Genomic DNA, 23,559 nt, shown 5'->3' with positions numbered 1-23,559 from the left:
CGCCGACGTCTTCACTGGCGAACTTTCCCACGCAGCGCCTTGACTGAGGACTTCTGTGCCTTGGAAGCAAGGCGTCGCTCTTTGGATGCCCGAGTCGGTCGCGTCTCCCGGCGACTTTTTTGCACTGCGGTTAATTCTTTTATGAGGGCCACCAGCCGGGCAATCGCCGCTTCACGGTTCATCTCCTGGCTGCGGTATTCCTGAGCCTTAATGATAACCACACCGTCAGCAGAAATTAAGTGGTGCCTGGCGGCGAGCAGGCGCTCTTTGTAAAACTCCGGCAGGCTTGAAGCTTTAATATCAAAGCGCAGATGGATTGCCGTCGACGCTTTGTTCACATGCTGGCCCCCGGCCCCCTGGGCACGAATACCTTCCAGCGTAACCTCGTTATCGGCAAGGGTCACGCTGCGGCTAATGGTAATCATGCCGGTGCTTGCCAGGCCGTCAAATGAATTTCCAGATTATTCCGAGCATCGGATAACCAGATACTACCGTCCTGCAGAGTGGCCTGCAGTGTCATGGTACGGTCGGCAAAGGCGCTAAGCTGCGCCAGTTGCGCGTCATCAAGATACCAGATGGTCAACTTCGGGTACGCCGCAAGCTTGTTCTGATTCTGCTGCCACCAGATTTCAGCGGCCCGGCTATTATAGGCAAACAGCGCTACCGCCTGCGCCCGTGAGCAGGCTTTCTTAATCCGCCGCTCATCCGGCAGACCCAGTTCGATCCACAGATCGACCCCGAGATGATCGTTAAGCAGCCACAGCTCCGGCTCGTCGTCCGACGACAGGCCGCGGGTAAACTGCAGCCGTTCATCGGCATATTTGATCCACGCCAGCAGGCGCAGCATCATGCGCTCCTGGGTTTCCGAGGGGTGCTGCGCCAGCGTCAGGTTAGCATCCAGAAACTGGTTGCGATCCAGATCGGCTACATTTACCGCAGCTTTATATATTGTCGCTTTCAGCGCCATGAATAAACTCCTGAAAAGAATGGCGGACATTGTAGCGAAACTGGCGGCAAAAGGCTGTCGTCAATCGCAGCAACCTGTTTCATCCTGCTGAAATTGCTTAAATGACTATGATATAGTTCCCTTGCTAAACAGAGTTTATCTTCGTAGGCTTAAACTTGCATCCCACGGTTGAGTCAGAACGCTGACAGGAGGGCATGTGGACCACTATTGTGAGTTAATACGCAAGCGGTATGCGGAAATAGCCAGCGGAGACTTAGGGTATATCCCGGATGCGCTGGGTTGCGTGTTGAAAGTATTGAATGAGATTGCGGCGGATGAGGCCCTTTCGGAGTCAGTCAGGGAAAAGGCCGCTTATGCGGCAGCAAACTTACTGGTGAGCGATTATGTCAATGAATGATACTTATCAACCCATTAACTGCGATGATTACGACAACCTGGAACTGGCTTGCCAGCATCACCTGGTGCTGACGCTGGCGCTGAAGGATGGCGAACAGCTGCAGGCAAAGGCCAGCGATCTAATCTCGCGTAAAAATATCGAGTATCTGGTGGTCGAACTCGCCGGCAACGTCCGCGAGCTGCGCCTGGATAAAATCGCCAGCTTCAGTCACCCGGAAATCGGCACCGTGGTGGTGAGCGAATCCTGAATCAAAACGGGCTTAACCGCCCGTTTTCCTCCATGACAGCCTGACCCCTTCCCCGTCCTTCACTTCACCTTCGGTGGTCACAAACAGATCGTCCGCTGCAGCGATCGGCGTTTCGCCGTAAAACAGCAGCGGCGTAGTGTCTCGTCGCCAGGGAGGAACGCCCAGCTCCTGCCAGATCTTCTTCAGCTTACGTCCGCCGTGGCGTCCGACGATATGCAGGTGGCCGCTGGCGCGAAAGCGGACAGTGACCGGCTCATCCGCAGACGGCGGGCGCAGCCTGCCGCCGGGCTGCAGCATCAGCTCGCCGAGACCGTCTGCCAGCCGCAGCGGCTGGCGCCAGTCGGGCCAGTGCTGGACACTTTCCGTCTGGCCGGGAAGATACTTCACCCAGTACAAACGCTGTTGAAAACGGCGGACGGTAAAATCCCCCAGCCGCAGACAAGGGCTGGCATCTTCCCGCGCCAGCGCCACCTCATGCCAGAGGCGCTCTGGCACCTCCCGGGCTGGCATCGGCGCCTGCTGCCCGGCGAGCCAGCGACGCAGCAGCGCCGCGCGACGGGGTGGGCTCATCGACGTCAGCGGCGTGATAGCCAGCGAGCCATCTTCGGCCACCAGCGACGCCAGCTCCGCCGCCAGCATTTCGTCCAGCAGTTGTTCCTGCTCGGCGCACAGGCTGGCGCTGCGGGCAACGGCCTCGCTAAAATGCGGCCAGCGCTCGCGCAGGACCGGGATCACCCGCAGGCGCAGAAAGTTGCGGTCATAGGTATCGTCCTGATTACTCTCATCTTCAATCCACGACAGCTGATGGGCGAGCGCCCACTGGCGTAGCGATTCGCGGGTTTCATTGAGGAGAGGACGCAGTAGTCGACTGTCGGCAAAGGCAGAGGATGGCGCCATCGCCGACAGACCAGTAGGACCGCTGCCGCGTTTTAACGCCAGCAGCAGCGTTTCGCACTGGTCATCCTGGTGCTGGGCGGTCACTAACACCTCGCCGGCATTGAGCGTATCCTGAAAGGCCTGATAGCGCGCCGCACGGGCATGGGCCTCCACGCCGAGACCGCCCCTGGCTAACGTCACATGATGCACCACCAGCGGCACCTGCCACTGCAGGCAAATCTGCCGACAATGCGCCACCCAGTCGTCTGCATGGGCGCTCAGGCCGTGGTGAACATGCACCGCCCGCAGCGTCAGCGAGGGATCCTGTTCCCGCAGTAGCACCAGCTGGTGCAGGAGAACCGTCGAATCCAGACCGCCGCTGAAGGCCACCAGCAGCTGGCGATGGGGATGAAGCGTATGCGCAATATCAGCCGTCATATCCACGAACATACCGAGAAGTGATGGCCCGGCAAGTTACCGGGCCAGGGTCGCGCTGGCAAGGTTTACTGCTGATATATTTCCAGCGGCAGGTCGTCCGGATCGCTAAAGAAGGTAAAGCGTTTGCCGGTAAAGGGATCGACGCGAATCGCTTCGCACTCGACGCCATGCGCCGTCAGATGCGCTACCGCGGCGTCGATATCATCCACGCTAAAGGCCAGATGACGCAGCCCGCAGGCTTCGGGGCGACTGGGGCGGGCCGGGGGAAACGGGAACGAGAACAGCTCAATCACGTACTCGCCATTGAGCGCCAGATCGCCCTTCCAGGAGTCGCGCTCGGCGCGATAGAACTCACTTTGCAGCGTAAACCCCAGAATATCGCAATAGAACGCTTTACTGCGGGCGTAGTCAGTCGCAATGATGGCAATATGGTGAACCCGTTTCAAACCCAGCATGGTCAAACTCCTTCTGTTAAGCCAGCCACGTTACTCGTGCGCGCCGTTAACGCGCAAGCCTTTCGTCATTTTTTAAGACTCGTACCCGATACACGCCGTCCTCATCGCGCTTCGCCCCGTGAATATCGGTCTCAAACCCCGGGTAATGACGGCCGATGGAGCAGAGCATCAGCAGGAAATCGAGCACTGCCCGGCTCTCCTCCGTGATCATCTCTCCCGGCATCAGCAGCGGTACGCCCGGCGGATAAGGGAGGATCATGTTGGCCGAAATCCGGCCGACCAGGTTCTCCAGTTCAATGGTTTCCACCTCACCCTTAATCTGGCGCTGCCAGGCGTGATGCGGCGTCATTTTCATTTCCGGCAGGACGTCAAAGGCGCTGAGCATCAGCTGCGGCAGCTGGTGCTGACGGATCAAGCGGTGGATCCCCTGCGCCAGATCCTGGATCCGCATGTTGCGGTAGAAGTCGGGATCTTCCGCGTACAGATCCGGCAACATATTTTTCACCCGCAGATTGAGATCGTAGGCGCGTTTGAACTCGGTCAGGCCGCGCAGCAGCCCCATCGCCCGGGTTTTATCAATACCGATGCTGAACAGGAACAGCAGGTTATAGGGGCCCGTTTTCTCCACCACCACGCCCCGCTCGTCGAGGAACTTCGCCACCAGCGCCGCCGGGATCCCCTCTTCAGCCATATTCCCCTGCTCGTCCATGCCCGGCGTCAGAATGGTGACCTTCACCGGATCGAGATACATATGATCCGCATCGGCATCTTTGAAACCGTGCCAGTCTTCGCCAGGCGCCACCGGCCAGCACTCGGCTTTATCCACCGCTTCCGGCTGCCAGATATCAAAGAACCAGCCGTCCGACTCCTCGCGCAGTCGCTGCACCTCTTTGCGGAAATCCAGCGCCCGCTCAATGGAGCGCTGGATCAGGCGCTTACCGGAGTTACCGCGCAGCATCGCCGCCGCGGTCTCAATCGACGCGACGATGGGATAGCTCGGCGACGTCGAGGTATGCATCATAAAGGCTTCATTAAAGGTCTCTTCATCATAGTTGCCCTTAATGTGGATCAGCGAGGCCTGCGACAGCGCGGCCAGCATCTTATGCGTGGACTGCGTCTCGAAGATGACTTTTCCGGGGATCCGCTCACCGCTCATGCCGCTTTTCCCCTGATATATCGGATGGAAATGGGTATAGGGCACCCAGGCGGAATCGAAATGGATCGACGGGACGTCGAGCGTCTCCTTAAGCCAGGTGGTGTTATAGAGCAGACCATCGTAGGTGGAGTTGGTGATCACCGCATGCACGGGCCACTGCGCCCCGCCCGTGTCGCGCACTTTCTGCTGAATGCTGTCGCGGGTAAATTCGCGTCGGGGGATACCGCCGAGGATCCCCAACGCGTTGCGGGTCGGCTTCAGCCACAGGGGAACCACATCGCTCATCATCAGCAGGTGGGCCAGTGATTTGTGACAGTTACGGTCAATCAGCAGCGTGCTGCCGGCGGGCGCCGAGTACATACCAACAATTTTGTTGGACGTCGAGGTGCCATTGGTCACCATGTAGCTCTGTTCAGCGCCAAAGGCGCGGGCAATATACTCCTCCGCCTCCAGATGCGGGCCGGTATGATCCAGCAGGGAGCCCAGCTCGGTGACCGAAATCGAGACATCCGCCTTCAGCGTATTTCCGCCAAAGAAATCATAGAACAGGCAGCCCACCGGGCTTTTCTGATAGGCGCTACCGCCCATATGGCCCGGTGTACAAAAGGTATACTTCCCCTCCTGTACATAGTTAAACAGCGCGCGGGTAAACGGCGGGGTGATATTGTCCAGGTACTCGCGGGTATACTGCCCAATGCGGGTGGCGATCTCTTCGGAGAGTCCCAGCGCATATTCGAAGAACCACAGCGTCATGCGTAGATCTTGACTGCTGACGTCCATCGTGGAGTGGGCATTAATAAAGGCGTACAGGGGCAGATATTCATTGAGCTGATTGATATCGCTGCACAGATCGACGCTGTATTCATCCCAGTCGAAGATCACCCCGCAGATGCGCGGGTTGTGCTCAATAAACTGCAGCAGGTCGGCGCTGTTTTGCGGCCAGATGGTCTGGAAGCCCTGGCGCTGCAGCGCCGCTTCCAGTTCTTTGATCGGCTCGTCTTTGTGGTAGACGCCGTGAGGCCCCATGATGGCGATAATATTCACGCTTTCCTCCTGGTATTCACCTAAGTCAAGCATCATAGCAATCCCCTGGGCGCATCGCACACAAAAAAAGGGCCGGAAAATCCGGCCCTTAGTGTTTTTCGCTAGCGGAAAACTTAGGCGTAACCGTAGCTCATCAGACGCTGATAGCGGCGGTTCAGCAGCTCTTCTTCGCTGAGCAGATCGAGATCGGCCAGGTCTGCCAGCAGCTGCGCTTTCAGGCTCGCTGCCATTGCTTCCGGGTTGCGGTGCGCGCCGCCCAACGGTTCCTGAACGATAGAATCAATCAGCTTCAGCTCTTTCAGACGCGGTGCGACGATACCCATCGCTTCCGCGGCCAGCGGTGCTTTATCCGCGCTTTTCCACAGAATGGACGCGCAGCCTTCCGGCGAAATCACCGAATAGGTGCTGTACTGCAGCATATTGACCTTGTCGCCCACGCCAATCGCCAGCGCGCCGCCGGAGCCGCCTTCGCCGATCACGGTGCAGATAACCGGCACGCTCAGACGCGACATCTCACGCAGGTTGCGGGCAATCGCTTCCGACTGGCCGCGCTCTTCCGCGCCGACGCCCGGGTAGGCGCCAGGGGTGTCGATGAAGGTGATGATCGGCATTTTAAACCGCTCGGCCATTTCCATCAGGCGCAGCGCTTTGCGGTAGCCTTCCGGGGCCGGCATACCAAAGTTGCGACGGATCTTCTCTTTGGTTTCGCGACCTTTCTGGTGGCCGATGATCATCACCGGACGACCATCAAGACGCGCGATACCGCCGACAATCGCTTTATCGTCAGCGTAGGCGCGGTCACCGGCCAGTTCGTCAAATTCGTCGAACGCCAGGCGGACATAATCCAGGGTATAAGGACGGCGCGGGTGGCGCGCCAGTTGCGCAACCTGCCATGCACCGAGATCGGCGAAGATTTTGCGTGTCAGCTCTACGCTTTTCTCGCGCAGACGATGCACTTCTTCGTCGATGTTAATATCCAGTTTCTCATCCTGACGGCTTACCGCAGTCAGGGAATCGATTTTCGCTTCCAGCTCTGCAATCGGCTGTTCAAAATCTAGGAAATTCAGACTCATAGTATTCCTGTATTAGTCAAACTCCAGTTCCACCTGCTCCGAGCCGATAAGGCCACGCAGATCGTTAAGTAAACGATCGCTCGGAGAGACGCGCCATGTTGCGCCGAAACGCAACCGCGCGCGTGCATCCGCCCTCTGATAGTAGAGGTGCACTGGAATGGTTCCCGAACGGTGGGGTTCCAGAGACTGACGGAGTCGGTTTAAAAGCTGGTCATCAATTTGCCTGTCCGTCAGCGAGATAGCAAGCCCGCGAGCATATTTTTCCCGGGCTTCGTCAATGTCCATGACTTCGCGGGCGGTCATTTTAAGCCCCCCGCTAAAGTCATCAAAGCTGACCTGTCCGCTGACGATAAGTATGCGGTCTTTTTCCAGCAACTGCTGATATTTATCCAGCGCGTCGGTGAACAACATCACCTCCAGACGCCCGGAACGGTCATCCAGGGTACAGATGCCGATACGATTGCCGCGCTTGGTGACCATTACCCGCGCCGCAATCACCAGCCCCGCCGCCGTGGTCACTTTACCACGATCGGTCGGATGCATGTCTTTGAGCCGCACGCCGCCGACGTAGCGCTCAATCTCTTTCAGGTACTGGTTAATCGGGTGCCCGGTCAGGTATAGCCCCAGGGTTTCCCTTTCACCATCCAGCACCACCTGCTCAGGCCATGGCTGGCAGCTGGCGTAGGACTGTTCTATTTGTTCAGGCTCTTCCGCCAGTACGCCGAACATATCGGCCTGGCCAATAGCCTCCGCTTTCGCGTGCTGGTCGGCGGCTTTCAACGCATCGCCCAGCGAGTTCATCAGCGCCGCGCGATGCGGACCGAGACGATCGAACGCCCCGGACATAATCAGTTTTTCCAGCACCCGGCGGTTGAGCTTTTTAATATCGGTCCGCGCGCAGAGGTCGAACAGCTCGCGGAAATAACCGCCATTGTTGCGCGCCTCAATGATCGCTTCGATCGGCCCTTCGCCAACGCCTTTGATGGCGCCGATGCCGTAGACAATCTCGCCGTCGTCGTTAACGTGGAAATGGTACAGGCCGGAGTTAATATCCGGGGGCAAAATTTTCAGCCCCATGCGCCAGCACTCGTCCACCAGGCCAACGACCTTCTCGGTGTTGTCCATATCGGCGGTCATTACCGCCGCCATAAACTCAGCCGGATAGTGCGCCTTAAGCCACAGCGTCTGGTAGGAGACCAGCGCGTAGGCGGCGGAGTGCGACTTGTTAAATCCGTAACCGGCGAATTTCTCCACCAGGTCGAAGATTTTCATCGCCAGTTCGCCGTCAACGCCGTTTTTCTTCGCCCCATCTTCAAAGATAGAACGCTGCTTGGCCATCTCCTCCGGTTTTTTCTTACCCATCGCACGGCGCAGCATATCCGCGCCGCCGAGGGTATAACCGGAGAGCACCTGGGCAATCTGCATGACCTGTTCCTGATACAGGATAATGCCGTAGGTCGGCTCCAGCACCGGTTTCAGGCTCTCATGCTGCCACTGCACGTCCGGGTAGGAAATCTCTTCGCGGCCGTGCTTACGGTCGATAAAGTTATCTACCATCCCCGACTGCAGCGGACCCGGGCGGAACAGGGCCACCAGCGCGATCATATCTTCGAAGCAGTCAGGCTGCAGACGCTTAATCAGATCTTTCATGCCGCGCGATTCAAGCTGGAAGACCGCGGTGGTTTCCGAGCGCTGCAGCATGTCGAAGCTTTTCTTGTCATCCAACGGGATAGCGGCGATATCCAACGGCCCTTCGCCGTTTTTCGCCCGCCGCTTGTTGATCATCTCCAGCGCCCAGTTAATGATAGTGAGCGTACGCAGACCGAGGAAGTCGAATTTTACCAGCCCGGCGTATTCCACGTCGTTTTTGTCAAACTGGGTAACCGGATGCAGCCCCTGCTCATCGCAATACAGCGGCGCAAAGTCAGTAATTTTAGTGGGAGCGATAACCACCCCACCGGCGTGTTTACCGGCGTTTCGCGTCACCCCTTCCAGCTTACGCGCCATGTCGATCAGCGCTTTAACTTCTTCGTCCGCCTCATAGATTTCCGGCAGCTGCGGTTCGGCTTCAAACGCTTTCGCCAGCGTCATACCCGGATCGGGCGGCACCAGCTTGGAGATACGGTCGACAAAGCCGTACGGGTGACCCAGCACGCGGCCCACATCGCGGATGACCGCTTTCGCCGCCATGGTACCGAAGGTGATGATCTGCGATACCGCATCGCGGCCATACATGTCCGCCACGTGCTCAATAACCTGATCGCGTTTCTCCATGCAGAAATCGACGTCGAAGTCGGGCATCGAGACACGTTCCGGGTTAAGGAAACGTTCGAACAGCAGGTCGAATTCCAGCGGATCAAGATCGGTGATCTTCAGCGCGTAGGCCACCAGCGAGCCGGCGCCGGAACCGCGGCCCGGGCCAACCGGCACGCCGTTATCCTTCGACCACTGGATAAACTCCATAACGATCAGGAAGTAGCCCGGGAACCCCATCTGGTTGATCACCTGGAGTTCAATATCCAGACGCTGGTCATACTCCGGGCGCTTTTCAGCACGGACGGCAGGATCCGGGAAGAGAAATTCCAGCCGCTCTTCCAGACCCTCTTTCGATTTCATGACCAGGAAATCCTCCGTGGTCATATCGCCGGTCGGGAACTGCGGCAGGAAATATTCGCCAAGCCGCACGGTGACGTTGCAGCGTTTGGCGATCTCGACGCTGTTCTCCAGCGCTTCCGGGATATCGGCGAACAGCTCGCACATCTCCTCCTCACTGCGCATATATTGCTGCGGCGAGTAGTTGCGCGGCCGTTTCGGGTCGTCGAGCGTAAAGCCGTCGTGGATCGCGACGCGGATTTCATGGGCGTCGAAATCGCTGGTGTCGAGGAAGCGGACATCGTTGGTCGCCACCACCGGCAGGCCGCGTGCTTCCGCCAGCGCCACGGCGGCGTGGAGATAGGCCTCTTCATCCTGACGACCGGTGCGGATCAGCTCAAGAAAATAACGGTCCGGGAAATGCTCTTCATAGAACGCGACGCACTGTTCCACTAACGGCATATTGCCGCGGATCAGGCTAACGCCGACGTCGCCTTTACGGCCGCCGGAAAGCAGAATCAGCCCTTCCTGGTGTTCCACCAGCCAGTCGCGGTCAATCCACGGCCCCAGCGCGCCGTAGCCGCGCTGATAGGCGCGGGAAATGAGCAGCGTCAGGTTCTGGTAACCGGTGTTGTTCGCCGCCAGCACGGTCAGCTCGGTAAACTCATCGCCGAGCAGGTCGCACTGCACGTGAAAATCGGCGCCGACAATCGGCTTAATACCCGCGCCGTGTCCCGTCCCGTAGAACTTCACCAGCCCGCACAGGTTGGTGAAATCGGTGATCGCCAGCGCCGGCATGCCAAGCGAGGCCGCCTTCTTGACCAGTGGCCCGGTCTTTGCCAGCCCATCGATCATGGAATAGTCGCTGTGCACCCGCAGGTGTACGAAACGTGGTTCAGCCATCTTTAGATCCCGGTGACTTAGTTGGACGCCAGGCCCAGGGCACGCTTCACCGGACCAAAACTGCGCCGGTGATGCTCTGTTGCGCCGTGTTCCTGCAGCTTCTGCAGGTGAACAGCGGTGGGATAGCCTTTATGCTGGGCAAATCCGTAGTGGGGAAATGCGAGGTCCAGCGTGGCCATTTCGGCGTCACGAGTGACTTTTGCCAGAATAGACGCTGCGCTGATTTCTGCCACCCGGCTGTCGCCTTTCACCACCGCCAGAGAGGGCATCGGCAGCGACGGACAGCGGTTGCCATCGATCAGGACAAACTCAGGAACAATGCTCAGGCCGGCGACGGCGCGCTGCATCGCCAGCATAGTGGCATGCAGAATATTCAGCTCGTCGATTTCGTGCGGCTCGGCACGCCCCAGGCTCCAGCACAGCGCTTTCTCTTTAATCTCATCGCACAGCGCCAGGCGACGCTTTTCGCTGAGTTTTTTGGAATCATTCAGACCCACAATCGGCTTCGCCGGATCGAGGATCACCGCCGCGGTCACGACCGCGCCAACCAGCGGCCCGCGGCCAACCTCATCAACGCCGGCAACCAGATGGGTATGCGGATAGACGAACTCCATCATTGTTTTGCTAACTCCAGTACGGCGTCCGCGGCCTGCTCATCGGCGTTGCAGCGGATCTGCTGATGCAGCGCGCGGAACGTCTCATGCATCTCGTGGCTGGTTTTGCCATCGGCCAGCAGCGGCTGCAGGGCGGCGGCCAGCGCCTGCGGCTCGCACTCATCCTGCAGTAGCTCTTTGACCAGCTCGCGACCGGCCAGCAGATTCGGCAAGGAGACGTAGTCGGTTTTCACCAGACGCTTTGCCAGCCAGAAGGTGAACGGCTTCATGCGGTAGCCAACCACCATCGGGCACTTCGCCAGCATGCACTCCAGCGCCGCCGTCCCGGAGGCCAGCAGCGCGGCGTCGCTGGCGATCATCGCATCGCGCGCCTGACCGTCCAGCATATGCACGATCATATCCGGCGCCGTCTCAGCTTTGATTCGCTCAAACTGCTCCCGCCGTTTGGCATTGACCAGCGGCACTACCACCTGCAAATCGGGATAAGTGACGCGTAACAACTGCGCGGTTTTCAGAAAGTCCGCGCTGAGCATTTCGACTTCCGCGCCGCGGCTGCCGGGCAGCAACGCCAGACAGCGCACATTGTGCGGGATCCCTAACCGGTCGCGCGCAGCGCCTTTGTCAGGATCCAGCGGCATCGCATCCGCCATGGTATGGCCGATAAAGCGGCAGGGGACGTTAAATTTGTCATAAAACGCTTTTTCGAAAGGCAGAAAAGCCAGCACCAGGTCGGTCGCTCTGCCGATTTTGAAAACGCGTTTTTGTCGCCAGGCCCAGACCGACGGGCTGACGTAGTGAATCGTTTTGATGCCCTGCTTTTTCAGATTCCCTTCGAGGGTAATATTGAAGTCAGGGGCGTCGATGCCGACGAAGACATCGGGGCGCAGCTCGCCAAAGCGGCGGGTAAGATCGGCGCGAATATGCAGGAGACGGCGTAAGCGACCGAGCACCTCAACAATGCCCATCACCGCCAGCTCTTCCATTTCGTACCAGGCTTCGCACCCTTCCGCCTGCATCAGCGGCCCCGCCACGCCGACAAAGCGCGCGTCAGGGATGCGCGCTTTGAGAGCCCGGATGAGGCCCGCACCAAGAATATCGCCGGAGGTTTCTCCGGCGACCAGGGCAATCGTCAGGGGACGCGGTTCAGCCATTAACGAATCAAGCCGCGAGTGGAACGGGCAAAGAAATCAACAAACGGCTGAACTTCAGGATGCTGAGTCGCCAGTTCGGCGATTTCCGGTTTGGCTTCGTCCAGCGTTTTGCCGCTGCGGTACAGCAGTTTATACGCGTTACGAATCGCGGTAATCGCCTCACGGCTAAAGCCGCGGCGTTTCAGCCCTTCGATGTTGACGCCAAACGGCGTCGCGTGGTTACCCTGGGCAATCACGAACGGCGGAACGTCCTGCGCCACGCCGGAGCATCCGCCTACCATGACGTGTGCGCCGATGATGCAGAACTGGTGTACTGCGGTCATGCCGCCGATGATGACGAAATCATCCAGAGATACGTGACCGGCCAAGGTTGCGTTATTGGCCAGAATGCAGCGATCGCCAAGCGTACAATCGTGCGCCACATGGGCGTTGATCATCAGCAGGTTATCGTTGCCCACCTTTGTTAATCCACCGCCCTGTACTGTGCCGCGATGAATGGTGACGCTTTCGCGGATGCGGTTGCGATCGCCAATTTCCACCCGGGTCGGTTCGCCAGCATATTTCAGATCCTGGTTAACTTCGCCGATGGAAGCGAACTGATAGATCTCATTGTCACGGCCGATTTTGGTATGGCCGTTAACGACGACATGAGACTTCAGTACGGTGCCTTCGCCAATTTCGACGTTAGCGCCAACAATACAAAACGGACCAATGTGAACGTTAGCACCAATGACGGCGCCTTCTTCTACAATGGCGGTAGGATGAACAAAAGCGGTTTTATCAATCACGTATCAGGCCTCCCGGCTACGCGCACACATCATCGTCGCTTCGCAAACCACTTTACCGTCAACCAGCGCGACGCCTTTGAAACGGGTCAGGCCGCGGCGGGTTTTCTCGAAAGTGACTTCCATAATCATCTGATCGCCTGGTACTACCGGACGTTTGAAGCGCGCTTCGTCGATGCCTGCGAAATAATACAGCTCGCCTGGCTCCAGTTTTCCGACGCTTTTAAATGCCAGAATCCCGGTGGCCTGCGCCATCGCTTCCAGAATCAGCACGCCAGGCAAAATCGGCTTACCAGGGAAGTGCCCCTGGAAAAACGGCTCGTTTACAGAAACATTTTTTACTGCGCGCAGAAAACGACCTTCTTCAAAATCCAGCACGCGGTCTACCAGCAGGAACGGGTAACGGTGAGGCAGAAGTTCCAGAATCTCTTCAATGTGCAGAGTATGAGTGTCAGTAGTCAAAATACTCTTCCTGTCTAAATGTACTAAAAGGCAATAATAACACGGCCTGCGGCAATCTTTTAGCGAATGCAACAGGCCGGAAATGTCATGTGACCAAATGATGAATTAGTCTTGTTGATTAACCTTGCGCTCAATCGCTTTCAGGCGCTTGCTCATCTCGTCAATATTCATCACCAGCGCCGCAGTTTTACGCCACGCCTTGTTCGGCTGTAGCGGAATACCGGAGGAGTATACGCCAGGTTCAGAGATAGGACGCATCACCATCCCCATCCCCGTGACGGTGACTTTATCGCAGATTTCCATATGGCCGTTAATCACGCTGGCGCCGCCAATCATGCAATAGCGGCCAATTTTCAGGCTGCCCGCCATGATAACGCCGCCGGCAACCGCGGTATTGTCGCCAATCACCACGTTATGCGCAATCTGACACTGGTTATCAATGATAACGCCGTTACCGATAAGGGTATCGTCCAGCGCGCCGCGATCGATGGTGGTGCAGGCGCCAATCTCCACGCGATCGCCAATAATGACGCGACCCAGTTGCGGGATCTTGACCCAGTTACCGCGATCGTTAGCATAACCGAAGCCATCCGCGCCGATCACCGTGCTGGACTGGATCAGGCAATTCTCGCCGATCTCAATCTCATGGTAAATGGTCACATTGGCCCACAAACGCGAGCCGGCACCGATTTTCGTATTTTTCCCAACGAAGCAGCCTGCGCCGATCACCACGTTATCGCCCAGTACAACACCGGATTCGATAACCGCATTAGCGCCGATCGACACGTTGTTACCCAGCTTCGCCGACGGATCGATGACCGCGCTCGGCGCGATATCCTGTGCCGGCTGTGGCGTGGTATCAAGAATTTGAGCCATGCGCGCGTAGGTCAGGTAGGGATTACGCACTACCAGCGCGGCGCTATGGGCAAAAGGCAAATCATCCTGCGTCATGACAACGGCAGAAGCCTGACAAGCGGCCAGGTGTTCACGGTACTTAGGGTTGACCATGAAAGTGATTTGGCCCGTTTTCGCGCTCTGCATGGACGCAACGCCGGTGATGACGATATCGCCATCACCGTGTAATTCTGCATCCAACTGCTGCGCGAGATCAGCCAGTCGAATTGAAGGCATTACTTATTTAACCTGTTTCAGCACATCAGCGGTGATGTCTTTTACATCGCTGCTGTTGTATGCAACGGCATTTGCGTCAACCACCAGATCGATGCTCTGATCTTTCGCTACGCTCTGTACAGCAGTCTGGATGCGGGTAACCAGTTTGCCACGCTCTTCGTTGGAACGACGTGCGCGATCCTGTTCAAACGCCTGCGCTTTCTGGGAGAAGGTCTGGCGCTGAGCCATCACGTCTTTTTCCAGTTTGGTACGATCGGCGCCCGGCTTCATGGACTGCAGACGCTGCATTTTAGACTGCAGGTCGCCTTCCATACGCTGCAGTTCGCTAGCGCGGCCTTTGAACTCGTTTTCCAGCGTGTTGGAAACGCCAGTTTTCTGGGCAACCTGTTGGAACAGGCTGTTCATGTTCACCAGGGCAATTTTATCTGCCGCCTGAGCGGAAGTTACCATTGCCAAACCCAGACCTGCAGCTAATAACCACTTTTTCACAATAAACTCCTTACCATCCCATGAGTACCCAGGGGTACCGTTATTTGCGTGGCGAGGCGATAACCGCGTTATCGCCTACAGTCAGCGCTATACTGCACTTGCATTCCGTTGCCGCCAACAATTACCAGGTTTTACCAATGTTAAACTGGAACTGTTCGGCTTTGTCTCCATCGTACTTTTTGAACGGTTGGGCGTAGGAGAAGACCAACGGCCCCAACGGCGACATCCACTGCACGGCAATACCCGCAGACATACGGATGTTGCTCGGATCACTGTAATCCGGGTAACCGCCATAGGCGTTCGAATCCCAGTGAGTATCCCATACGGTACCCATATCCCAGAAGACGGAAGTACGGACCGAGTTCGCATATTTGTCACTAATAAACGGCGTCGGGGTAATCAGCTCCAGGCTGGCCACCGCCATCGCGTTACCGCCCACCGCATCATCGGATTTACACGGCGCGGATTCGGTGCTCTTACAGTCATTGGTATAACCGCTATCGCCATCATGACGGCTGCTCGACGGGAAGTACACCGCCTTCGGACCAATGGTGTTCGACTGGAAGCCACGCACGGTGCTGGAACCACCGGCATAGAAGTTCTCATAGAACGGCATCTCTTTGCCGCCGATACCATCGCCATAGCCAAAGCGGGTACGACCCAACACTACCCACTGGTGATCGTTGTCGATCGGCACATAGGTGGCGGTATCCAGCGTCGCTTTGTAGTATTCGTTGTCTGAGCCCGGAATGGTCACCTTACCGTTCAGGTTGACGCGCGAACCTTCCGTTGGGAAGAAGCCGCGGTCAAGCTTGTTGTAGGTCCAACCGTAGTTGAAGGTGAAGTCATTCGCACTGAACGAGTTCCGGTCGTTGGTGTTGTCCGGATACTGGCCCATCGAGTTCAGGTAACGCCACATCGCCACCTGCGGCTGCATATTGGACAGGGAGTTATGAACATAACCGACCCCGGCGCGCAGCGTGTTGTATTCGTTGACCGGGAAGCCCAGCGTGACGTCTGTACCATAGCTTTTGTTGGTATAGTCAGACAGATCCGCATCGTTCGCATCGAAGTCATTATAGAAGATACGGCCGCCGAGGCTCACACCGTCAACGGTGAAGTACGGGTTGGTCACCGACAGTTCGGTATAGGTCTGGTAATCGTTTTTGGTGCCGTTGATCCCGACCGCATAACCGGTACCTAACCAGTTATCTTGCTGGACGCCCGCCTGGAAGCTGACGCCGCTTTCGGTACCGTAGCCGATACCGAAGTTGAAGCTACCGGTGTTACGCTCTTTCACCTTGTAGACAACGTCGACCTGGTCCGGGCTGCCCGGCACGCGTTGGGTATCGGTATCCACCGTTTCGAAGAAGCCTAAACGGTTGAGGCGGTCTTTACCCTGATCGACGAGATCGCTCCCCAGCCATGCGCCTTCCATCTGGCGCATTTCGCGGCGCAGGACGGCATCTTTGGAGGTGTCGTTGCCTTCGAAGCGAATTTTACGCACATAATAGCGGTTACCCGCATCGACGTTGACGTGCAGTTTGACGGTCTTATCGCTGTCGTTGATTTCCGGCTGCGACTGAACGCGCGGGTAAGCGTAACCATAACGACCCAACAGTTTCTTGATGTCGTTTTCCATCTTGGTTACTTTCGCGCCGTTGTACAGTTCGCCCGGCTCGACTTTGGTCAGCGCTTCGATTTCGGCCGAATGGCCCGCGAGATCGCCCGTTACCTGCACCCCGGAAAGCTTGTACTGATCGCCTTCGGTGATGTTGACGGTAATGTAGATCCCTTTCTTGTCCGGCGTCAGGCTAACCTGAGTAGAATCGATGTTGAAACGGGCATAACCGCGATCCAGATAGTAGCTGCGCAGGGTTTCAAGGTCGCCCGCCAGCTTCTGCTTCTGGTATTTACGGTCGCCGACCACGTTCCACCACGGTACCTCATCGCGCAGCTGGAAGTGGGAGATCAGTTCATCGGTCGAAAACGCATGGTTGCCGACGATATTGATCTGCTGAATTTTTGCGGAGACGCCTTCCTGGAAGACCAGCTTCAGATCGACACGGTTACGCGGCAGCGGCGTCACAACCGCTTTGACGCTGGCGCTGTATTTACCAACGCTGTAGTAGAAATCCTCCAGACCCTTCTCGATATCCGCGATGGTCGTGCGGTCAAGCGACTCGCCCACCCGAACACCAGAGGCCTCGAGGTTCTGCTTGAGCATGTCATCTTTCACCGACTTATTGCCGGAGAAGGTGATGCTGGCGATCGTCGGACGCTCTTTCACCTGCACCAGCAGGGTATCACCATCGCGCAGGACGCGGACGTCCTCAAAGTTGCCAGTGGCAAACAGCGCGCGAATAGTGTTACTGATATCATCGTCGGTCACCGTATCGCCAGGACGCACTGGCATACTGAGGAGGGCCGCACCAACAGCGACACGCTGCAAGCCTTCGAAATGAATGTCCTTCACCACGAACCCTTCAGCACCGTATACAGTCGCGCTGCTAAACAGCAGCGACGCTATGAGCAACTTTTTCATCGCCATCGTTATTATGCGTTCTTCCTAACAAACTCTCTTATAACCGAGAGAAATCATTGAAAAGTGCAAGCCCCATTAACAGCACCAGCAGTATTGAGCCAATGCGATAACTAAAGTCTTGAACTCGCTCGGATACCGGCCCGCCCTTCAGCTTTTCGATCGCTAAAAACAGCAGATGTCCCCCATCCAGTACGGGCAGTGGGAACAGGTTGATGATTCCGAGGTTCACGCTAATCAGCGCAAGGAACATCAGATAATAAATCAACCCAAACTCCGCTGACATTCCAGCCCCCTGAGCGATAGAGATCGGCCCACTGAGGTTGTTCAGTTTGACATCACCGGTTATCAATTTACCCAGCATCCTGACCGTCAGTGACATCAGCTGCCAGGTTTTATCCGTGGCTTCAGCGATGGCGGCAAACGGTCCGTACTGACGTACTGTCTTGTATTCCTCAGGTAGCGGGATGACCTTTGGCACCACCCCTGCGAACCCTTCTGCCTTACCTTTTACCGTTTTCGCATCCGGCGTCAGGGTTAACGGCAGCGCACTCCCCTGCCGTTCAATCTCCAGCGCCAGCGCTTTGCCCGGATTATCGCGCACCAGATTAACAAACGTCATCCACTGCGTTAACGGTTGACCATCGACTTTAACGATCCGGTCGCCCGCTTGCAAACCCGCTTTCTGAGCTGCCGAGCCCGTCTGGACCTCCGCCAGCACCGTATCAATCTGCGCGCTGCGCGGCTGGATCCCCAGCGAGGTCACGGGATCTTGCTTGTCTGGCTCAAACGCCCAGTGCCGCAGATCGACGATTTTATCCTGGCGCTGATTGGTCCCGAAAGGGGCGACGGTAAGTATTGTTTGCGGGTTGCCGATTTTGGCGACCAGCTGCATACGCACCGCATCCCAATCAGGCGTTTCGATACCATCTATCGCTTTAAGTTCCGTTCCTTTTGCAATTTGTGCTTGCGCGGCAACCGAATTGGGCGTTATTTCACCCACCACCGGCCGCACGCCAGGAACACCGATAATAAAGACCAGCCAGTAAGCAAAGATAGCGAAAATGAAGTTAGCGATGGGGCCGGCGGCAATCACCGCCGCACGCTGGCCGACGGTTTTATTGTTGAAGGCGTAGTGGCGCATCTCCGGCGCCACCGCCTCGACGCGCTCGTCCAGCATCTTGACGTAGCCGCCCAGCGGGATCAGGGCAATCACGAACTCCGTGCCCTGCTTATCCATCCGCCGCCACAGCGCTTTGCCAAAGCCGATAGAAAAACGCTCAACCCGGATGCCGCAGCGGCGCGCCACCCAAAAATGGCCAAACTCATGCACCGTAATCAGTACGCCAAGCGCAATGATAAAAGCTGCCAGATTCCAGAGCACGCTCAGCATATAACCTTCCGTCAAATCGTCCTGAAGACCAACAGTAGCAGACAGGCGAAGACCGGTACCGCCGCCGTCAGGCTGTCGATACGATCGAGAATACCGCCGTGTCCGGGAATCAAGTGCCCGCTATCCTTAATGCCGGCCTCGCGCTTAAACATACTTTCCGTCAGATCGCCCAGCACGGAAGCCAGGGCCGCCACCACGGAACAGACCAGCAGCACCGTCGGCGTGACGTCAAGATGCGCCCACACCCCGTAAGCCCAGGAGATCACGGCCGCCGTCAGCAAACCGCCAAAAAAACCCTGCCAGGTTTTTCCCGGTGAAACCTTTGGCGCCAGCTTATGCTTGCCGAACATTTTGCCAAACATGTAGGCGCCAGAGTCGGCTCCCCAGACAAGGATCATGACGTACAGCAGCCACACCGCACCGCTGTAGTGGTTATCGGTATAGTGCCAGGCGCGCAGCGCCAGCATGCCCCAGAAAAACGGAACAATGGTCAATATGCCGAAGATAAGGCGCAGCACTTTGGAATGGCGCCAGAATGCCGCCGACGCCGGGTACGATAACACCAGCAACAGCGCGACGATCCACCAGGCGAATGAGGCCCAGAGTGAACCTTCCACCATCGGTTGATGAACGTCATAATGGTATTCAGGCAGCAGAAAAAGCATGGCAGCCAGCAGAAGGCCGCACAGCACCGCCAGCCAGACCCGCTGCGACGTTGAGGTGAAACCGCTCAGTTGCCCCCACTCCCACGCGGCGAGCATGCAGACCACGAGGGTCACGATAGCAAATCCCATCGGCGGCAATAAGAACAGCGCCGCAATGACGACGGGAATTAAGACGAAAGCAGATATCAGGCGATACTTCAGCAAAAGTGACCCCCATCAGGCATGACTGCCACCCGGCTCAGTGCCGCCGAAACGACGCTCTCGATTAACAAAGGCATGGAGTGCACCTTCAAAGTCCTGTTCAGCAAAATCGGGCCAAAGAACATCCGTAAAGTAAAGTTCGGCATAGGCAATTTGCCAAATCAAAAAGTTACTTATTCGGTGCTCTCCCCCGGTCCTAATAACTAAATCAACGGGAGCCAGTTCATGCATGCAGACCTGCTGACTCAGCATCTCTTCCGTGATCTCTTCAGGCAGCAGCGTCCCGTCCTGTACTTGTTTCGCCAGCAGACGAACGCCCTGGGTAATATCCCAGCGACCGCCGTAATTTGCCGCAATGTTCAGCGTTAAGCCGGTATTGTTTGCGGTCAACGCTTCCGCTTTGCGGATGCGTTCCTGCAGGCGCGCATTGAAGCGCGTGGTGTCGCCAATGACCCGCAAACGCACATTGTGTCGGTGCAGACTTTTGACTTCGCTATCCAGCGCCCAGACGAACAGTTCCATCAGCGCGCTGACTTCCTGGGCTGGACGGTTCCAGTTTTCGCTGCTGAACGCGTATAACGTTAACGCCTCAATTCCATTATTCGCCGCGAAGGAGACCGCGCGACGCACGGATTTCGCACCGGCCTTGTGCCCGAAAGCGCGAATTTTACCTTGCCGTTTCGCCCAACGGCCGTTGCCATCCATAATAATGGCGACATGACGGCAGCCATGAGTTGGCGATATTTCGCTGACAGTTTGATTAGCAGACAACATCACGCGTTTTAAGTCCATAATAAGGATTAACTAGCCACCAAACAGAGGCCACCGGGCCGCGCTGGATACGCATTTTTATCCGATGCCGGGGCTGCAGCCAATCGCAGAGAACAACCAAAAGCTTTACGCAAAAAAGCCGTGTTTTGCCACGGCCACCGTAATCTTTAACAACAAAATGCAACGATCGGGTGGCGCAGACTATATCACCGAAGCCTTTCGCCCACAAATACCACCGCGTTACGCCTGCGCGCCCAAACGATTAAGCTGCTGGTGAGCTACCGCACGAGCGTCAGCGTCGATAACCAGAACATCATCAATGCTTTGCGGCTCCTGCAGGTTCATCTTATCCAGCACCGCCAGATTCACCGCCGCAATATCGGTAAAGCGGATATCGCCATGCAGAAACGCGGCAACCGACTCTTCATTGGCCGCATTCAGCGCCGTGGTGGCCGCCTGGCCGACCTCAAACGCGTCCATCGCCAGCTTCAGGCAGGGATAGCGGGCGTAGTCCGGCGCGGAGAAGCTCAGGTTGCTCAGCTGGCAGAAGTCCAGTGGTTTGACCCCGGAGCTCAGGCGCTGTGGCCAGCCCATGGTATGAGCAATCGGCGTGCGCATATCCGGCTCCCCAAGCTGGGCCAGCACGCTGCCGTCCTGATAGCGAACCATCGAGTGGATCACCGACTGCGGGTGGATCAGCACTTCCATCTGCTGCGCCGAAGCATTGAACAGCCAGCGCGCTTCAATATATTCCAGACCTTTGTTCATCATCGTGGCTGAATCGACGGAGATCTTACGTCCCATCGACCAGTTGGGATGGCGGCAGGCCTGATCCGGGGTCATCGCCGATAGTTCAGCCACGTCCGTCTCGCGGAAAGGCCCCCCGGAACCGGTTAACAGAATGGACGAGACGCCATTCCGGGTGAGGTCAGCGTATCCCAGATGCTGTTGAATTGTCTCCGGCATACTCTGAAAAATCGCGTTATGTTCGCTATCGACCGGCAGCAATCGCGCCCCCGACCGCTGAACGGCCTCCATGAACAAGCGACCGCAGGTCACCAGCGATTCTTTATTCGCCAACAACACGGTTTTCCCGGCGCGGATCGCCGCAAGCGTCGGTACCAGCCCCGCCGCGCCGACGATTGCCGCCATCACCTGATCGACCTCATCCAGCGCCGCGACCTCAGCCGCCGCCTGCTGGCCGCTCAGCACCTCGGTACGGCAGCCATGCTCATGCAGACGGGTGCGCAACCGCTCAGCGCTTTGCGCATCATCCATCACGGCGTAACGCGGAGTAAATTCCAGGCATTGTTCAACCATGCGGTCAACGTTTTTCCCCGCGACCAGCGCGGCGACGGAAAAGCAACCAGGGTTATGGCGTACCACGTCCAGCGTGCTACAGCCAATGGAGCCGGTCGAACCGAGAACGGTTAATTGCTTCATGAGACGTCCAGAAGAAAGGAAACAGAATAAAAAGCAAAACGCCGCCAGCAAGCCCCTACGCGACAACTATCGGGGGTAAGGCGGCGGCATCAGGCCTTCAACTTAGCGCTAAAGGCTACAAGGCCAGCCAGCTCAACGCAATCCCGAGAATTGAGCGTACAGTCTTCTGTACGGCGTTTCAGATTTTACTCAGGCCAGGAAGTATCGGCCCGAGCAACAGCAGAGCATCAGAACTGCATCAGTTCCGCTTCTTTATCTGCCAGCGCCGCGTCAACTTTCTTGATGGCGGCGTCAGTCATTTTCTGCACGTCGTCCTGAGAACGGCGATCGTCATCTTCGCTGATCTCTTTCTCTTTCAGCAGCGCTTTAACTTTGTCGTTCGCGTCACGGCGAACGTTACGCACGGCGACACGCGCCTGCTCAGCTTCGCCACGGACGATCTTGGTCAGATCTTTACGACGCTCTTCGGTCAGCGGCGGCAGCGGAACACGAATATCGCTGCCGGCGGAGCTTGGGTTCAGACCGAGGTCAGACGCCATGATCGCTTTTTCAACGGCCGCAGACATAGAACGGTCAAAGACGTTGATTTTCAGGGTACGGGAGTCTTCGACGGTGACGCTGGCCAGCTGGCGCAGCGGAGTCGGCGTACCGTAATATTCAACAACAATCCCGTCCAGCAGGCTCGGAGAAGCACGACCCGTGCGAATTTTGCTGATTTGGTTTTTGAATGCTTCGACGCATTTTTCCATGCGGATTTCAGCATCTTTTCTGATATCGCTAATCACGTTACGAATCCTTGAAAGCTTGTCTCAGTCAGACCAGACGGGACACCCGTCGGAAAATGAGCTAAGTATAGTCAGATTTAATGAAAATCACCGGGCAATATCCCCGCGAAAGTAAAGCGGAATATTACCCGGATTTGGCGCTGACGGGAATTATTCCGTGATCAATGTGCCTTCTTTTTCGCCCATGACCACGCGACGCAGGGCGCCGGGTTTGTTCATGTTGAAGACGCGAATCGGCAATTTGTGGTCACGCGCCAGGGTGAAGGCCGCCAGATCCATGACTTTCAGCTCTTTATCCAGCACTTCGCTGTAGGTCAGCTGATCGTACATGGTGGCAGAAGGATCTTTGGCCGGATCCGCGGTAAACACACCGTCAACCTTGGTCGCTTTCAGCACCACGTCGGCTTCAATTTCAATACCACGCAGGCAGGCTGCGGAATCGGTGGTAAAGAACGGGTTGCCGGTGCCTGCGGAGAGGATCACCACGCGGTTGTTGCGCAGCAGGCTGATCGCCTCTGCCCAGCTGTAGTTGTCGCACACGCCGTTCAGCGGGATGGCGGACATCAGACGAGCGTTCACATAGGCGCGGTGGAGCGCATCACGCATTGCCAGGCCGTTCATGACCGTTGCCAGCATGCCCATGTGGTCGCCCACAACGCGGTTCATACCCGCTTTCGCCAGACCAGCACCACGGAACAGGTTACCACCACCAATTACTACGCCAACCTGAATACCCAGCTCGACCAGCTCTTTGATCTCCTGAGCCATGCGGTCAAGTATGCTTGCATCAATACCGAAGCCTTCTGAGCCCTGCAGCGCTTCGCCACTTAATTTCAGCAGAATACGTTTGTAGACGGGTTTTGCATTGGTAGCCATGTTTCTTTCCTGAGACTGTCAACGAATGAGATATGAGAATTCTGGCGACATTGTATGTCGCATTTCAGCGCGGTCACTATACGCAGTTGGCTGAATTTACAAA

Annotated in this window: 22 protein-coding genes; 2 read left to right on the top strand and 20 right to left on the bottom strand. The window is 56.9% G+C overall.

What is annotated here, in order from left to right:
* Nucleotides 1-11 precede the first annotated feature (11 nt).
* Together arfB and SPE70_RS04455 are read right to left on the bottom strand one after the other, a co-directional pair.
* Complete coding sequence (gene arfB, locus SPE70_RS04460; protein ID WP_008807342.1) at nt 12-425, bottom strand: alternative ribosome rescue aminoacyl-tRNA hydrolase ArfB; 414 nt, start codon at nt 423-425, stop codon at nt 12-14.
* Complete coding sequence (locus SPE70_RS04455) at nt 422-967, bottom strand: YaeQ family protein (protein ID WP_008807343.1); 546 nt, start codon at nt 965-967, stop codon at nt 422-424. The genes arfB and SPE70_RS04455 overlap by 4 nt, the downstream gene beginning before the upstream one ends.
* 196 nt (nt 968-1,163) lie before the next feature.
* On the opposite strand from SPE70_RS04455, the gene SPE70_RS04450 reads away from it, so the two are divergent.
* The gene (locus tag SPE70_RS04450; RefSeq protein ID WP_002889429.1) at nt 1,164-1,364 is read left to right on the top strand and encodes a YaeP family protein; all 201 of its coding nucleotides are present in this window, start codon (nt 1,164-1,166) and stop codon (nt 1,362-1,364) included.
* The gene (gene rof / locus SPE70_RS04445; RefSeq protein WP_002889424.1) at nt 1,351-1,611 is read left to right on the top strand and encodes a Rho-binding antiterminator; all 261 of its coding nucleotides are present in this window, start codon (nt 1,351-1,353) and stop codon (nt 1,609-1,611) included. Before SPE70_RS04450 ends, rof begins: the two co-directional genes overlap by 14 nt.
* Before the next feature lie 12 nt (nt 1,612-1,623).
* On the opposite strand, the gene tilS is transcribed toward rof, so the two are convergent.
* From tilS to pyrH, 18 genes are all read right to left on the bottom strand, one after another.
* Entirely contained in the window at nt 1,624-2,937 is a 1,314-nt protein-coding gene (gene tilS, locus SPE70_RS04440; protein ID WP_032740443.1) for a tRNA lysidine(34) synthetase TilS, read from the bottom strand.
* 53 nt (nt 2,938-2,990) lie between these two features.
* Complete coding sequence (locus tag SPE70_RS04435; protein WP_002889387.1) at nt 2,991-3,380, bottom strand: VOC family protein; 390 nt, start codon at nt 3,378-3,380, stop codon at nt 2,991-2,993.
* A 46-nt stretch (nt 3,381-3,426) separates the two neighbouring features.
* The gene (locus SPE70_RS04430; RefSeq protein ID WP_012968903.1) at nt 3,427-5,580 is read right to left on the bottom strand and encodes a lysine decarboxylase LdcC; all 2,154 of its coding nucleotides are present in this window, start codon (nt 5,578-5,580) and stop codon (nt 3,427-3,429) included.
* Nucleotides 5,581-5,693: 113 nt separating this feature from the next.
* Nucleotides 5,694-6,653 (bottom strand): acetyl-CoA carboxylase carboxyl transferase subunit alpha, encoded by a 960-nt coding sequence (gene accA / locus SPE70_RS04425; RefSeq protein ID WP_008807345.1) that lies wholly within the window; start codon nt 6,651-6,653, stop codon nt 5,694-5,696.
* A 12-nt stretch (nt 6,654-6,665) separates the two neighbouring features.
* Nucleotides 6,666-10,148 (bottom strand): DNA polymerase III subunit alpha, encoded by a 3,483-nt coding sequence (dnaE, locus tag SPE70_RS04420; RefSeq protein ID WP_008807346.1) that lies wholly within the window; start codon nt 10,146-10,148, stop codon nt 6,666-6,668.
* A gap of 17 nt (nt 10,149-10,165) precedes the next feature.
* On the bottom strand, nt 10,166-10,765 hold the full coding sequence (gene rnhB / locus SPE70_RS04415; RefSeq protein WP_012542806.1) for a ribonuclease HII: 600 nt from the start codon (nt 10,763-10,765) through the stop codon (nt 10,166-10,168).
* Nucleotides 10,762-11,913: a lipid-A-disaccharide synthase gene (lpxB, locus tag SPE70_RS04410; RefSeq protein WP_008807348.1), complete on the bottom strand. Its 1,152-nt coding sequence runs from the start codon at nt 11,911-11,913 to the stop codon at nt 10,762-10,764. Before lpxB ends, rnhB begins: the two co-directional genes overlap by 4 nt.
* Nucleotides 11,913-12,701: an acyl-ACP--UDP-N-acetylglucosamine O-acyltransferase gene (lpxA, locus tag SPE70_RS04405; protein ID WP_008807349.1), complete on the bottom strand. Its 789-nt coding sequence runs from the start codon at nt 12,699-12,701 to the stop codon at nt 11,913-11,915. Before lpxA ends, lpxB begins: the two co-directional genes overlap by 1 nt.
* Nucleotides 12,702-12,704: 3 nt before the next feature.
* Nucleotides 12,705-13,160 carry a 3-hydroxyacyl-ACP dehydratase FabZ gene (gene fabZ / locus SPE70_RS04400; protein WP_004145858.1) on the bottom strand — a complete coding sequence of 152 codons (456 nt, stop codon included), beginning with the start codon at nt 13,158-13,160 and terminating at the stop codon, nt 12,705-12,707.
* A 105-nt stretch (nt 13,161-13,265) separates the two neighbouring features.
* Nucleotides 13,266-14,291 (bottom strand): UDP-3-O-(3-hydroxymyristoyl)glucosamine N-acyltransferase, encoded by a 1,026-nt coding sequence (lpxD, locus tag SPE70_RS04395; protein WP_063106342.1) that lies wholly within the window; start codon nt 14,289-14,291, stop codon nt 13,266-13,268.
* Nucleotides 14,292-14,294: 3 nt separating this feature from the next.
* Entirely contained in the window at nt 14,295-14,780 is a 486-nt protein-coding gene (gene skp, locus SPE70_RS04390) for a molecular chaperone Skp (protein ID WP_002889325.1), read from the bottom strand.
* Nucleotides 14,781-14,901: 121 nt separating this feature from the next.
* Complete coding sequence (gene bamA, locus SPE70_RS04385; RefSeq protein WP_008807351.1) at nt 14,902-17,331, bottom strand: outer membrane protein assembly factor BamA; 2,430 nt, start codon at nt 17,329-17,331, stop codon at nt 14,902-14,904.
* 31 nt (nt 17,332-17,362) lie between these two features.
* A complete protein-coding gene (rseP, locus tag SPE70_RS04380; protein ID WP_008807352.1) occupies nt 17,363-18,715 on the bottom strand; it encodes a sigma E protease regulator RseP in 1,353 nt (450 codons plus the stop codon).
* Between the two features lie 11 nt (nt 18,716-18,726).
* Nucleotides 18,727-19,584 (bottom strand): phosphatidate cytidylyltransferase, encoded by an 858-nt coding sequence (gene cdsA, locus SPE70_RS04375; protein ID WP_008807353.1) that lies wholly within the window; start codon nt 19,582-19,584, stop codon nt 18,727-18,729.
* Nucleotides 19,585-19,596: 12 nt separating this feature from the next.
* On the bottom strand, nt 19,597-20,355 hold the full coding sequence (gene ispU, locus SPE70_RS04370; RefSeq protein WP_012968905.1) for a (2E,6E)-farnesyl-diphosphate-specific ditrans,polycis-undecaprenyl-diphosphate synthase: 759 nt from the start codon (nt 20,353-20,355) through the stop codon (nt 19,597-19,599).
* Nucleotides 20,356-20,592: 237 nt separating this feature from the next.
* Nucleotides 20,593-21,795 (bottom strand): 1-deoxy-D-xylulose-5-phosphate reductoisomerase, encoded by a 1,203-nt coding sequence (gene ispC, locus SPE70_RS04365; RefSeq protein ID WP_046882478.1) that lies wholly within the window; start codon nt 21,793-21,795, stop codon nt 20,593-20,595.
* A 227-nt stretch (nt 21,796-22,022) separates the two neighbouring features.
* The gene (frr, locus tag SPE70_RS04360; protein ID WP_002889308.1) at nt 22,023-22,580 is read right to left on the bottom strand and encodes a ribosome recycling factor; all 558 of its coding nucleotides are present in this window, start codon (nt 22,578-22,580) and stop codon (nt 22,023-22,025) included.
* A gap of 150 nt (nt 22,581-22,730) precedes the next feature.
* Nucleotides 22,731-23,456, bottom strand: a complete 726-nt coding sequence (pyrH, locus tag SPE70_RS04355; RefSeq protein ID WP_004098747.1) for a UMP kinase — start codon at nt 23,454-23,456, stop codon at nt 22,731-22,733.
* Nucleotides 23,457-23,559: the final 103 nt, after the last annotated feature.

The sequence above is a fragment of the Klebsiella sp. ZJOU C1 genome (assembly GCF_035620215.1).
In the GTDB taxonomy this organism is placed as follows: domain Bacteria; phylum Pseudomonadota; class Gammaproteobacteria; order Enterobacterales; family Enterobacteriaceae; genus Klebsiella; species Klebsiella variicola.
The sequence above is the reverse complement of the archived record's forward strand: the minus strand, read 5'-3'. Positions and strand labels throughout refer to the sequence as shown.